Raw genomic sequence first — 12,601 nt, forward strand, 5'->3', positions numbered from 1 at the left:
CCTCCCCGCCGACCCCCTGCCGGCCCTGCGCGCCGAGGGCGTCGATCCGGTCCTGTGGCCGGGCTGGCAGTCCATCGAACGCACCGAGTCCCGCCTGGGCGCGTCCCTCGGCCGGGGTGTGGTCAAGCTCGCGGACTGGCCGTCACTGCTGGCCGCGGCGGGGGAGGCGGGCGACGCGGTCACCCGGCTCTAGCCCGGCTCACGGCGTGACGGCCGTAGCCCGGTCCGCCGGGTGACGGCGGCGTGACGGCCGTGGCCCGGTCTACCGGGTGACAGCCGCGGGGCGGGGATCGACCACCGGCGTGAGCACGCCCAGGCGGTCCTCGACGGCCTGGGCCGCGGCCAGGCACAGGTCCTCCCGGAACGCACGGCCGACGACCTGTACGCCGCACGGCAGCCCGTCGCGCGTCCCGGTCGGCACGGCCACCGCGGGCACGCCGGCGAAGCTGGTCACGGTGCACAGCCGCATGGCGTCGGCGACCCGCTGCCGTCCCGNNCCGCGGCGCCGGCGGGCGGCGTCTCGTCCATGGCCCACTGGATGTACCGGTCGCCGCCGTGGCCGAGCAACCGCCGTACGGCCGGCCAGGTCGGCGCGAACTCGGTCAGGGTGATCCTGCCGTACGCCGCGAGCGCCTCGTCGTGCCGGGGTACGTCGTCCACCTCTCGCACGTCGTAGCCGGCGTCGCTCAGCGCGCCCGCCGCCGCGGTGAGCGCCGCACGCACGGTCGGATGCACTCCCCGGCCGCCGGGGTCGGCGACGAGCGCGACCTTGACGGGCCCCGGCAGCGGGGCGCCGTCGAGCGGCGCCGGCACGGCCCGGGGATCCCGCGGATCGACCCCGGCCAGCGCCTCGTACGCCAGCCGCAGGTCGACGACCCTGCGGGCCAGTGGCCCGTCGGTGACCAGCGCCTGCGAGGCCGGTCCGGGGTCGTCCGGGCCGAGGACGCGGTGGTCGGCGGGAAACCGCCCGGGGGTCGGCTTCAGCCCCGCGACACCGCAGAACGAAGCCGGTATCCGCACCGATCCGCCGGAGTCGTTGCCGAGGCCGAGGGCCGCCATGCCGGTGGCGACGGCCACCGCGTCACCGCCGCTGGAACCGCCCGGGGTCCGGCTCGGGTCCCACGGATTGAGGGTGTCGCCGAACAGCTCGCTGCGGGTGTGCATGCCGGCCAGGACCAGCGTGGGCATGTTGCTGTGGCCGATCGGCACGGCTCCCGCCGCGCGGAGCCGGGCCACCGGGGGCGCGTCGGCCGCCGCCACGAGGTCACGGAAGCGCGGCAGTCCGAAGGTGGTCGGCACGCCTTCGACCGGGGTGGTCTCCTTCACCGTGAACGGCACGCCGGCCAGCGGGCCGAGCTTCTCGCCCGCCGCCCGCCGCCGGTCCGTGCGAGCCGCCTCCTGACGGGCCCGTTCGGCCATCAGCTGCGTCACCGCGTTGACCCGCGGATTGACGCAGGCGATGCGTTCCAGATGACTGTCGACCAGGTCGACCGCCGAGATCTCACCGCTCCGGACGGCGGCCGCCTGGTCGGCGGCCGTCATGGCCCACATCGCGTCCTGCCCGGTCATCACGTTTCCGCTCCCCTGTCGAGTGCTCGTGGCCCGACCCTACCCCGTAAGCGATACAGTCGTATCGGAAAAAGGAGGCCGACCGACCATGCCCAAGCAGGTGGACTACGCGAGCAGACGCCGCCGGATCGCCGAGGCCGTCTGCCTCCTGGCCGACGAACAGGGGCCGGAGGGGGTGAGCATGCGGGACGTGGCCGCGCGGGCCGAGGTCTCCCTGGGCGCCGTGCAGCGCTGCTTCCGCACCAAGGAGGAGATGCTGCTCTTCGCCGTCGAACACATCGGCGAGCGCGTCATGGAACGGGTGAGGGCGCGCCTGGGCGCGAGCCCGGCGCAGTCGGCGGCCACCGCGCTGGGGCACGCGGCCGAGGAGGTCGCACTGCTGCGGGAGGACCATCGCACCGAGGCGCGGATCTGGCTCGTGTTCGTCGCCCGCGCCTGCGTCAGCGCATCACTCGCAGCCCCGCTGAGGAGAAGTTACGCGGCCCTTGAAGGTCTGCTCGTCCGCCTCGTCACGGAAGCGGCGGAGAGCGGTCCGGGTGTTGGGAGTGCCATGCCGCCCCACGTCGTGCGTGAGGCCCGCACGCTGCTTGCGCTCACCGACGGCCTCACCAGTCATGTCCTCGTCGGCCATCTGACCACCGAGCAGGCCGAGGACGTGCTGCATGCCCATCTGACAGGCCTGTGGGAGCGCCTCGGCGTCACCACCGCTTCCTAGGACGCCGGCTGACCGCGGGCCGGCCGCCCGCGTGTCAGAGCGCGTCCCGTGCACCCTGGTGGCGGGCCGCCGTGAGGAGGGCGTCGAGGAGGCCCGGGAACAGGGCGTCCAGGTCGTCGCGGCGCAGGCCGTTCATCTTGGCGGTGCCCTCGTACACCTGCTGGACGACGCCGCTCTCGCGCAGCACGCGGAAGTGGTGCGTGGTGGTCGACTTGCTGACCGGGAGGTCGAAGCGGGAACAGGACAACACGGCTTCGGCGTCCGCGAGTTCGCTGACGATGCGCATGCGCACGGGGTCGGACAGCGCGTGCAGCACCGATTCCAGCCGGATCTCGTCCCGCGTGGGGTGGGGCAGGACGCGGGGGCTGGGCAGGGCGGTCGTCACGGCGGCTCCATGGTGCTCCGGGAAGCTTCATTGTACGAGAACCCTCGTAGTTTGACATCCACCGTACTACGACGGCTATCGTACGAGTCGCACGCCTCTCGTCGCCTTCCGAACGGAGCCCACCGTGAGCACGCTCTTCGAGCCGTACACCCTGCGCGCCCTGACGATTCCCAACCGTGTGTGGATGGCGCCGATGTGCCAGTACTCGGCCGCGCCGGACGGCCCGGAGGCCGGGGCGCCGAACGACTGGCACTTCGCGCACTACGCCGCCCGCGCCACCGGCGGCACGGGTCTGATCGTCGTCGAGGCCACGGCGGTGTCGCCGGAGGGCCGCATCTCGCCGTACGACCTGGGGATCTGGAACGACACCCAGGTCGAGGCGTTCCGCCGGATCACCCGCTTCCTCGCCGCCCACGGCACCGTGCCGGCCATTCAGCTCGCGCACGCCGGGCGCAAGGCGGCGACCGACCAGCCCTGGAAGGGCGGTGCGCCGCTCGGGCCGGAGGAGCGCGCCTGGCAGCCGGTCGCGCCCAGCGCGGTTCCGTTCAGCGAGCGCCACCAGGTGCCGGACGAGCTGAGCCCGGAGCAGATCCAGGAGATCGTCGGCCAGTTCCGCGCGGCCGCCCGCCGTGCCCTCGCCGCCGGCTTCGAGGTCGCCGAGGTCCACGGCGCCCACGGTTACCTGATCAACGAGTTCCTCTCCCCGCACTCCAACCATCGCACCGACGCCTACGGCGGTTCGTACGAGAACCGGACGCGGTTCGCGTTCGAGGTGGTGGACGCCGTGCGTGAGGAGTGGCCGGACGACAAGCCGCTGTTCTTCCGCACCTCCGCGACCGACTGGCTGGACGAGGAGGGCTGGACGGTGGACGACACCGTGCGCCTCGCCGCCGACCTGCACGAAAGGGGCGTCGACCTGCTCGACGTCTCCTCCGGCGGCAACTCCCCCGGCGTCCGCATCCCGGCCGGCCCCGGCTACCAGGTGCCGTTCGCCGCGCGGGTGCGCCAGGAGACGCCCATGCCGGTCGCGACCGTGGGTCTGATCACGGACACCGGGCAGGCGGAGAAGATTCTCGCCAACGGCGAGGCGGACGCCGTACTGCTGGGCCGTGAGCTGCTGCGCAACCCCTCCTGGGCCCGGCAGGCCGCCCGCGAGCTGGACGCGCAGGTCCGCGTGCCGGACCCGTACCACCTCTCCGTCTGACCTGTTCACCGCCGTCCGACCCGTTCACCACCCGAGGTGCCGCGCCGGCGGCCGTCGTTCCTGGCCGGATACGGACCACGCGAGGCGTTGACCAGAAAGCGCTTTCCCTCTACGTTCCGTTCATCGACGTGACCGGGACGTGACCGCTGAGCGCCATCGTCCCGCATGTCGTGCAGATCCATGTACGTCGTTCATCCACATGGTTCGAGATCGCTCGACCCCCACACCACAGGAGAAGGAACGACATGACCTCCGCGACACGACCGCGCCTCCGCGGGCGCGCGCTGACCGGCACCCTCGCCACCCTCGGCCTCTCGGTCGGCATGATCCTGACCACCGCGGCTCCGTCCGCGCAGGCCGCCACCTGGCCCACCCCCAACGGCAGCCAGGGCGTCTCCTCCACCATTTCCGTGTCCGGCACCAAGGACTACGGGATGAAGCGCCTCTACGGCACCGGCGACCTCGGCTCCGGCGGCCAGGACGAGGACCAGGGCCCGATCCTGAAGCTGGCCGACGGCGCGGTCCTGAAGAACGTGATCCTCGGCGCCCCCGCCGCCGACGGCATCCACTGCGAGGGCTCCTGCACCCTCCAGAACGTCTGGTGGGAGGACGTCGGCGAGGACGCCGCCACCTTCAAGGGCAAGTCGTCCGGGGCGGTCTACACCGTCAGCGGCGGCGGCGCGAAGGAGGCCAGTGACAAGGTCTTCCAGTTCAACGGCGCGGGCACGCTGAACGTGTCGAACTTCGCCGTCAAGAACTTCGGCACCTTCGTCCGCTCCTGCGGCAACTGCTCGTCGCAGTACAAGCGGACGATCAACCTCAACTCCATCGAGGTGAACTGGAAGGGCGGCCGCATCGCCGGCATCAACACCAACTACGGCGACAGCGCGACCCTGAGGAACATCACGATCGTCGGCGACAGCAGCAAGAAGATCGTGCCGTGCCAGAAGTACATCGGCAACAACACCGGCAAGGAGCCGAGCAGCAACGGCTCCGGCCCCGACGGCACGTACTGCAAGTACAGCTCGTCCGACATCACCTACCGGTAGCCCCCCACGGGCGGCGGCCGTAGGGGACGCCCCCTACGGCCGCCTGTCTTCTGCCCGTACGTCCGCGTGCGGCCGGCCCCCGCCCACCAGCGAGCGCACCTCGCCCTCCAGCTCCCGCCGGTAGTCGGCGTACGCGGCCCGCAGTGCGCCGCCCGGCCAGCCGGCGGGGAGCAGGGAGGGCGGCAGCACGGGGTCGGCGAGCAGATGGCGCACCACGGCCGCGAACAGGGTCAGCCGCTCGGCCGGACGCCCGGTGCGCCCCACGTGCCCGAGCAGGGTGCGGGCGTCGCCCGACCAGGCGTCCAACGGCCAGAGCAGCGCGGCGAGTTCGGCCGCGGGCCGCGCGGGACGGGTCGTTCCCCGTTCGGCCACCTCGTCGAGGCCGGCGGGCAGCGGGCGTTCCAGGTTGGCCGGGCGCAGCCACACCCCCTCGCGCAGCTCGGCGAGGCGCAGTCCGGCCAGCCGTGCGCGCAGCTCCGCCCGTTCGGCCGGGCCGCGTCCGCTCGCGGTGACGACCACCAGCTCCCAGTCCCCGTCCCACGCGCGCGTGCGCGGCCGTACGGACTCGTCCTGGCGGCGCTGACGCTCCAGCAGCCGGTCGCTGAGGCGGTAGCCGGTGTCCGTGCGGCGCAGATCGCCGGCGGCGACCATCCGGCTCAGCGCCGCCCGCAGCGTCGACCCGCCGAGGTCGAAGCGCTCCACCAGCCGTCCGAGCTCCCGCGCCGGGAGCTCCGGCGGGTGCGTGCCCAGCAGCAGGCTGAGGACGACCGACCGCGCGGAGAGCGGGCGCAGCCGGGGTCCGTCCGGGGCCGGCTCCGCCGGGTCGTCGCGCCGCATGAGCCGTACTTTAGGCCCCCGGCCGGCCCGGGCTGTCCTCAGGCGATCCCTCACGGTCAGCTCATAGTTTATTTGGACTGGTAGAGTTCGACCATGCCTCGTCGCGCTCTCGACAATCCGATCGTCCTGCCCGTCCTGGGCCTGCTGCTCGAGCAGCCCACGCACCCGCACCAGATGCTCGCCGAGCTGCGCAGACGCAGCGACGCGCACGCCGCCGCGATCACCCGCGGCACGCTCTACAACACGGTCGCCGCGCTGACCCAGGCCGGCTGGCTCGCCCCGCTGGAGCGGCAGCGGTCGGGCAACCGCCCGGAGCGGACCGTCTACGCCCTCACGGACGCGGGACGCGAGGAACTCGTGCGCCGGCTGGACGCGCAGATCCGCACCCCCCAGCGGGAGTTCTCCCGGTTCCTGGGCGCGGTCGCCTATCTCGGCGCCCTGGGCCGGGACGGCGCGGTGGAGGCGCTGACCGAGCGCGGACGAGGGCTGCGGCAGCGCACGGCGGAGGACGAGCGGCGGCTCGAGGAGGCGCTGGCGGCCGGTGTCCCCCGCATGCACGTCATCGAGGCCGAGTATGCGCTGAGCCTCGCGCGTGCCGAGATCGCGTGGGTCGACTCGGTGATCGGGGAGCTGAGGAGCGGGACCTTGCCGTGGCCCACGGGGGCCATGTCCGAGCCGGAGGAGGAAGACGCGTGACGACGCATCGTCCGCTGTTCGGCGTGTATCCGGGCGGGGTCAGTGGGGACGACTCGGGAGGGCTCGCGTCCGGGCCGCCCGACGACCCGGACCGTGTGACGGAGGCCCTGGACCGCCTCCAGGGGAGGCCGGACCGTCCGTTCCTGGTGCGCGCCTACACCGCGTTCGACGACACCACCCGCCTCGGCGGGCCGCACGCGACGGCGGCGCCGGAGGACGCGGCACGGTACGCCGTACGGGGCCGCCGCCTCGATCTGGTGGCGCAGTACCGGTCCGCCGCCGGAGATGTGGACGGCTACTGCCGGTTCGTGCGCGAACTGGTCGAGCAGTACGGCGCGGTGACGAGCACCCTCCAGGTGACGGAGGAGCCCAACGACACGGGCAATCCGGTCCTCGACGGTTACTACCCGTCGGTGCGGGAGGCGATCGTCCGCGGGGTCTCCGCCGCCAAGGAACGCGCGCGGGAACTGGGGTACGACGAGCTGCGGGTCGGGTTCAACACCACCCCGTTGTTCGGCCCGTCGGCGTCCTTCGTCGCGGAGCTGACCGCACTGGGCGGCCCGGCCTTCGCCACCGAACTGGACTATGTGGGGTTGGACTTCTTCCCCGACGTGTTCCGGCCCGTCGCCGCGTCCGGCCTCGCGTCCGCCGTCGCGGGGCTGCTGCGCCACCACCGCGACGCCGTGCTGGCGCCCGCCGGTCTGGGACACCTGCCGCTGCACATCACCGAGCACGGCTGGCCCACCGGCGAGGAACGCCCCCCACGGCGGCAGGCCGAGGTCGTCGAGACCGTGGTCCGGGCCGTCGCCGAACTGGCGGAGCCGCTGCGCCTGAGCGGTTACACCCACTTCGCACTGCGGGACGCCGACAGCTCCCGGACGGGGCTGTTCCACCGCTTCGGGCTCACCACGGAGGACTACACGCCGAAGCCCGCCTTCGAGACGTACCGGGCGCTGATCGACCGGCACGGCTGAGAGGACTCGCGCCGCCGGATGCGGAGTGTTGCACTATTGCTACGTCCGCAGCGATAGTGCAACACTCAGCCATGACCATCACGCGCGCCGGCGAGTCGCAGCAGAGTCCCTACGCATTCGGCGTCACAGGCGGCGCCACCCACGACGTCACCAACCAGCCCCCTCCCACGGCCCCGTACGACGCCTCGGACGACGTCGCCCTGCTCGAAGGGGTGCGGCGGGAGGGCGCCGGCTGGGCGGAGGAGGACCTGCGCAGGCTCGGACGGCTGGCGGGCGGCGAAGAGGCGCAGGAGTGGGCCGAGCAGGCAAACCGGCACGAGCCCGAGCTGCGCACCCACGACCGGTACGGGCACCGCGTCGACGAGGTCGACTTCCACCCGAGCTGGCACCACCTGATGCGCACCGCCGTCGCCGAGGGGCTGGCCGGCGCGCCCTGGGCGGACGACCGCCCCGGCGCGCACGTCGCCCGCACCGCCGGGGGACTCGTCTGGGGCCACACCGACGCCGGACACGGCTGCCCCACGTCCATGACGTACGCGGCGGTCCCCGCCCTGCGCCGGGAGCCCGAGCTCGCGAAGATCTACGAGCCGCTGCTGACCAGCCGCGAGTACGAGCCCGGGCTGCGCGTGCCGGCCGAGAAGCGCGGGCTGCTGGCCGGCATGGGGATGACCGAGAAGCAGGGCGGCTCCGACGTCCGCACGAACACCACCGTCGCGACGCCGACCGCCGAGCCGGGGGTGTACACCCTGCGCGGCCACAAGTGGTTCACCTCGGCGCCGATGTGCGACGTCTTCCTGGTGCTGGCCCAGGCGCCGGGCGGACTGTCCTGCTTCCTCGTGCCGCGGGTGCTGCCCGACGGCATTCGCAACACCTTCCGCATCCAGCGCCTCAAGGACAAACTGGGCAACCGTTCCAACGCCTCCTCCGAGCCCGAGTTCGACGGGACGGTGGCCTGGCTGGTCGGGCCCGAGGGGCAGGGCGTGAAGACCATCATCGAGATGGTCAACTGCACGCGCCTCGACTGCGTGATGATGTCGGCGGCGCTGATGCGCAAGACGCTCGTCGAGGCGGGCCACCACGCGCGGCACCGCAGCGCGTTCGGGGCGCGCCTGGTGGACCAGCCGCTGATGCGCAACGTGCTGGCCGACCTCGCGCTGGAGTCCGAGGCCGCCACGACGCTCACGCTGCGGCTGGCCGGTGCGGCGGACCGCGCGGTGCGCGGGGACGCCGGGGAGGCCGCGTTCCGGCGGATCGCGACGGCGGTGGGCAAGTACTGGGTCACCAAGCGAGGCCCGGCCTTCACCGCCGAGGCGCTCGAATGCCTGGGCGGCAACGGGTACGTCGAGGACTCGGGCATGCCCCGCCACTACCGGGAGGCCCCGCTGCTGTCGATCTGGGAGGGCTCGGGCAACGTCAACGCCCTCGACGTGCTGCGGGCGCTCGGCCGCGACCCGGCGACCGCGCAGGCCCTGTTCGACGAGCTGTCGCTGACGCGCGGCGCCGACGCCCATCTGGACGCGGCGGTGGCCGGGCTCAAGGACCAGCTGGCCGAGGGGTCGCAGGTGACGGCCCGCCGTCTCGTGGAGCGGATGGCGCTGACGCTCCAGGCGTCCCTGCTGGTCCGGGACGCACCGGCCGCGGTCGCCGACACGTTCTGCGCGACACGGCTCGGCGGCGACTGGGGGCACGCCTTCGGCACGCTGCCGGCGGGGGCGGGACTGGACGCCATCCTGGCACGGGCGCTGCCCGAGCGGGGCTGAGGCGAGGCCGCCGCACCGCCCTGACCTGCGGTCACGCCATGTCCGACGGTGACTGTCAGTGGTGGGGTGCACACTGACCGGTGTCCTGATCGAGGACGTCGAGGACGATGTCACGGAGGTGATCGGCATGACCGAGGTACTGCTCGCCGTGGGTACCCGCAAGGGCCTGTTCATCGGGCGCCGGCGAGGCGGCTCCTGGGAGTTCGACGAGGCCCCCCACTTCGAGGCGCAGGCCGTGTACTCGGTCGCGATCGACACCCGGGGGCGGAGCCCTCGGCTGCTGGTCGGCGGGGACAGCGCGCACTGGGGGCCCTCGGTGTTCCACTCCGACGACCTGGGCCGCACCTGGACCGAACCGGCGCGGCCCGCCGTCAAGTTCCCACCCGACACGGGGGCGTCGCTGGAGCGGGTGTGGCAGCTGCACCCGGCCGCGGCCGAACCGGACGTGGTGTACGCGGGCACGGAGCCGGCCGCGCTGTACCGCTCGGAGGACCGCGGGGAGTCCTTCGAGCTGGTCAGGCCGCTGTGGGAGCATCCCACGCGCTCCAAATGGGTGCCGGGCGGCGGAGGTGAGGGCCTGCACACCGTGCTGACCGACGCGCGCGACCCTCGGGCGGTCACCGTGGCCGTCTCCACCGCGGGCGTGTTCCGCACCCTGGACGGCGGCGCGAGCTGGGCGCCGTCCAACTCCGGGGTGTCCGCCGTGTTCCTGCCGGACCCCGACCCGGAGTTCGGGCAGTGCGTGCACAAGGTCGCCCGGGACGCGGCGGACCCCGACCGGCTGTATCTCCAGAACCACTGGGGCGTCTACCGCAGCGACGACGCGGGCGCGCACTGGACGGACATCGGCGAGGGACTGCCCTCGACCTTCGGGTTCGCGATGGTGACACATCCTCACCGCGGCGGCACGGCCTATGTGTTCCCCATCAACGCCGACTCCGACCGGGTCCCGGCCGGCCGGCGATGTCGCGTCTACCGGACCGGGGACGCGGGGCACAGCTGGGAGCAGCTGTCGGCGGGGCTGCCGCAGGAGGACCACTACGGCACGGTGCTGCGCGACGCGATGTGCAGCGACGACGCCGACCCGGCGGGCGTCTACTTCGGCAACCGCAACGGCGAGCTGTACGCGTCCGCGAACGACGGAGACAGCTGGGAGCAGCTGGCCGCGCATCTGCCGGACGTGCTGTGCGTGCGGGCGGCGGTCCTCGGATGAGGTTCGTGCTCGTCCGGCCGGGCCCGTCCCATGGGTTGATAGCCGCTGCCGGCACGGCAGTAGGGTGACGCCCGTGGCACCACGACCCTTGAACGAGATCGTCGAAGCAGGCTGGGCGAACGCCCTCGAACCGGTGGCGGGGCGGATCGCCGCGATGGGGGACTTCCTCCGCGCGGAGATCGCCGCGGGACGCACCTACCTCCCGGCGGGAGCGAACGTCCTGCGGGCCTTCCAGCAGCCCTTCGACGAGGTACGCGTCCTGATCGTCGGGCAGGACCCGTACCCCACGCCGGGACACGCGGTCGGCCTGAGCTTCTCCGTCGCCCCCGACGTGCGCCCGCTGCCCGGCAGCCTGGTCAACATCTTCCGCGAGCTGAACAGCGACCTGGCCGTGCCCCAGCCGTCGAACGGCGACCTGACCCCGTGGACCGAGCAGGGCGTGCTGCTGCTCAACAGGGCGCTGACGACCGCCCCACGCAAACCGGGCGCCCACCGCGGCAAGGGCTGGGAGGAGGTCACCGAGCAGGCGATACGCGCGCTGGCCGCACGCGGGAAGCCGCTCGTCTCCATCCTGTGGGGTCGGGACGCCCGCAACTGCCGTCCCATGCTGGGTGATCTGCCCGCCGTGGAGTCGGCGCACCCGTCGCCGATGTCCGCAGACCGCGGGTTCTTCGGCTCGCGCCCGTTCAGCCGGGCCAACGACCTGTTGATCCGTCAGGGCGGGCAGCCGGTGGACTGGCGCCTGCCGTGACCGGAGCCGGCTACCTCGCCGTCGACTCCGGCGGCTCCGGGCTGCGGGTCGTCGTCGGGGCGCCCGGGCGCGGTCCGCTGGCCCGCGCCTCCTCGGACGTGCCGGTACGCACGGGCGAGCGGGGGCTCGAGCCGGGGCACGTCATGGAGCAAGTGGTGCCCATGGCGCGGGCGTTGTGCGCCGAGGCCGGGCTGGAGCGGCTGGAGGTGGCCGCGATCGGCGCGGCTGGGATGGCCAGTCTGGGCGACGCCCTGCGCGCGGAGCTGCCGGACCGGCTGGCCCGTGACCTGGGCGTCAGACGGGCGGCGCTGGCGGCCGACGCGGTCACCGCGTACGTGGGCGCCCTCGGGTCGCGCCCGGGTGCGGTGATCGCGGCGGGCACGGGTCTGATCGCGATCGGCACGGATCTGGCCCGCTGGCGGCGGGCGGACGGCTGGGGGCATCTGCTCGGCGACTGCGGGGGCGGCGCGTGGATCGGGCGGGCCGGCCTGGAGGCCGCGCTGCGCGCGCACGACGGACGGGACGGTGGTTCCGCGCGGCTGCTCGCGGAGACGGAGGAGATGTTCGGTCCGGTGACCGGGCTGCCGGGTCAGGTGTACCCGCGCGCCGACCGGGCGGCGGTGCTCGCCTCGTTCGCTCCGCGCGTGGGCGCGTGCGCGGCGGAGGGGGACCCGGTGGCCGCCGGCATCGTGCGGGCGGCCGCCCGGCACATGGCCGACGCGGCAGCCGCCGTGTGCCCGGCGGAGGGTGCGCCGGCGGTCGGCTGCACCGGCGGACTCCTCGGGCTGGGCGAGGTGCTGCTGGCCCCCCTGGACAAGCGGCTGGCGGAGCTGCTGCCGGGGGCGCGACGGGTGCCCGCCGAGGGGGATCCGCTCGACGGCGCGGTGCGGCTCGCGGAGGACCTTTCCGCTGGTCCGCTCGCTCTTCCGAGTGACGAGAGAATGCTGTGCGTGACGAGCACGGAGGGAACGGACGTCACCCCAGCGGCCGGCACCCGTACGTAACTCATCCGACAAAACCGGACGGATACCGCTCACCTGCACCCTCCCCGAACAGGAGACCCGCGGAAGCCACTAACATGCCGCAACATGAGCACCCCCACTGGGCCCGCGTCCGGCCTGCCCGTACGAATGCCGCGCCCCCGCCAGCCCGGACGGCACCGCCGTCCCGAACCCCTGGTGGCTCCCGAGGACGCGCCCGCGCTCGTCCTCGCCGTGCCGGGTAAGCCCAGTAGTGCCACCCGCTCGCTCGCCGAAGAGGTCGTGAGCATCGCACGGTCCGAGCTGCCCGGTCTCGACGCCCGGATCGGCTACCTCGACGGGGACGACGAGGAGTTCTCCTCGCTGACCTCCGTCCTCGCGCACGCGGCCGAGGAGCGCACCGCCCGCTACGAGCAGGCGCGTGCCGCCGGTTCCGACGTGAAGGAGCCCGACGGCCCGGTCGCCGTC

11 protein-coding genes and 3 pseudogenes are annotated in these 12,601 nt (G+C 73.5%); 11 read left to right on the top strand and 3 right to left on the bottom strand.

Annotation, left to right across the window (positions count from 1 at the left end):
* Positions 1-193 (top strand): annotated as a pseudogene (locus tag CCN29_RS23300) (NADP oxidoreductase); the annotation flags it as partial.
* A 69-nt stretch (positions 194-262) separates the two neighbouring features.
* Here CCN29_RS23300 and CCN29_RS23305 read toward each other — a convergent pair.
* A pseudogene (locus tag CCN29_RS23305) lies at positions 263-1,569 on the bottom strand (amidase).
* An 88-nt stretch (positions 1,570-1,657) separates the two neighbouring features.
* Between CCN29_RS23305 and CCN29_RS23310 the strand changes: the two are divergent.
* Complete coding sequence (locus CCN29_RS23310) at positions 1,658-2,284, top strand: TetR/AcrR family transcriptional regulator (RefSeq protein WP_086684254.1); 627 nt, start codon at positions 1,658-1,660, stop codon at positions 2,282-2,284.
* A 34-nt stretch (positions 2,285-2,318) separates the two neighbouring features.
* Here CCN29_RS23310 and CCN29_RS23315 read toward each other — a convergent pair whose 3' ends face one another.
* Positions 2,319-2,669, bottom strand: a complete 351-nt coding sequence (locus CCN29_RS23315; RefSeq protein ID WP_086684256.1) for an ArsR/SmtB family transcription factor — start codon at positions 2,667-2,669, stop codon at positions 2,319-2,321.
* 124 nt (positions 2,670-2,793) lie between these two features.
* Here CCN29_RS23315 and CCN29_RS23320 point away from each other — a divergent pair, with 124 nt between their 5' ends.
* The gene (locus CCN29_RS23320; protein ID WP_086684259.1) at positions 2,794-3,873 is read left to right on the top strand and encodes an NADH:flavin oxidoreductase/NADH oxidase; all 1,080 of its coding nucleotides are present in this window, start codon (positions 2,794-2,796) and stop codon (positions 3,871-3,873) included.
* A gap of 245 nt (positions 3,874-4,118) precedes the next feature.
* Positions 4,119-4,922 carry a pectate lyase gene (locus CCN29_RS23325; RefSeq protein ID WP_031016516.1) on the top strand — a complete coding sequence of 268 codons (804 nt, stop codon included), beginning with the start codon at positions 4,119-4,121 and terminating at the stop codon, positions 4,920-4,922.
* Between the two features lie 33 nt (positions 4,923-4,955).
* Here CCN29_RS23325 and CCN29_RS23330 read toward each other — a convergent pair whose 3' ends face one another.
* Entirely contained in the window at positions 4,956-5,759 is an 804-nt protein-coding gene (locus CCN29_RS23330; RefSeq protein ID WP_086684263.1) for a PaaX family transcriptional regulator C-terminal domain-containing protein, read from the bottom strand.
* Positions 5,760-5,852: 93 nt separating this feature from the next.
* Here CCN29_RS23330 and CCN29_RS23335 point away from each other — a divergent pair, with 93 nt between their 5' ends.
* The 7 genes and pseudogenes from CCN29_RS23335 to CCN29_RS23365 form a co-directional block, all read left to right on the top strand.
* Entirely contained in the window at positions 5,853-6,455 is a 603-nt protein-coding gene (locus tag CCN29_RS23335) for a PadR family transcriptional regulator (protein ID WP_086684265.1), read from the top strand.
* On the top strand, positions 6,452-7,429 hold the full coding sequence (locus CCN29_RS23340) for a glycoside hydrolase family protein (protein ID WP_086684269.1): 978 nt from the start codon (positions 6,452-6,454) through the stop codon (positions 7,427-7,429). Before CCN29_RS23335 ends, CCN29_RS23340 begins: the two co-directional genes overlap by 4 nt.
* A 71-nt stretch (positions 7,430-7,500) precedes the next feature.
* Positions 7,501-9,189, top strand: coding sequence for a DNA alkylation response protein (locus CCN29_RS23345; protein WP_086684272.1), 1,689 nt, complete (start codon positions 7,501-7,503; stop codon positions 9,187-9,189).
* 58 nt (positions 9,190-9,247) lie between these two features.
* Entirely contained in the window at positions 9,248-10,402 is a 1,155-nt protein-coding gene (locus tag CCN29_RS23350; RefSeq protein ID WP_086684275.1) for a WD40/YVTN/BNR-like repeat-containing protein, read from the top strand.
* A 73-nt stretch (positions 10,403-10,475) separates the two neighbouring features.
* Complete coding sequence (locus tag CCN29_RS23355) at positions 10,476-11,153, top strand: uracil-DNA glycosylase (protein ID WP_031016504.1); 678 nt, start codon at positions 10,476-10,478, stop codon at positions 11,151-11,153.
* Positions 11,150-12,157, top strand: coding sequence for a BadF/BadG/BcrA/BcrD ATPase family protein (locus CCN29_RS23360; RefSeq protein WP_086684277.1), 1,008 nt, complete (start codon positions 11,150-11,152; stop codon positions 12,155-12,157). Before CCN29_RS23355 ends, CCN29_RS23360 begins: the two co-directional genes overlap by 4 nt.
* A gap of 84 nt (positions 12,158-12,241) precedes the next feature.
* Positions 12,242-12,601: pseudogene (locus CCN29_RS23365) on the top strand (hypothetical protein); the annotation flags it as partial.

This window comes from Streptomyces pseudogriseolus (assembly GCA_002154585.1).
GTDB lineage: Bacteria > Actinomycetota > Actinomycetes > Streptomycetales > Streptomycetaceae > Streptomyces > Streptomyces pseudogriseolus.

What these genes read in the sequence shown, in the direction of transcription:
- CCN29_RS23310 (WP_086684254.1), top strand. Translation starts at nt 1,658, where the DNA reads ATGCCCAAGCAGGTGGACTACGCGAGCAGACGCCGCCGGATCGCCGAG.
- CCN29_RS23325 (WP_031016516.1), top strand. Translation starts at nt 4,119, where the DNA reads ATGACCTCCGCGACACGACCGCGCCTCCGCGGGCGCGCGCTGACCGGC.
- CCN29_RS23330 (WP_086684263.1), bottom strand. Translation starts at nt 5,759, where the DNA reads ATGCGGCGCGACGACCCGGCGGAGCCGGCCCCGGACGGACCCCGGCTG.
- CCN29_RS23345 (WP_086684272.1), top strand. Translation starts at nt 7,501, where the DNA reads ATGACCATCACGCGCGCCGGCGAGTCGCAGCAGAGTCCCTACGCATTC.
- CCN29_RS23335 (WP_086684265.1), top strand. Translation starts at nt 5,853, where the DNA reads ATGCCTCGTCGCGCTCTCGACAATCCGATCGTCCTGCCCGTCCTGGGC.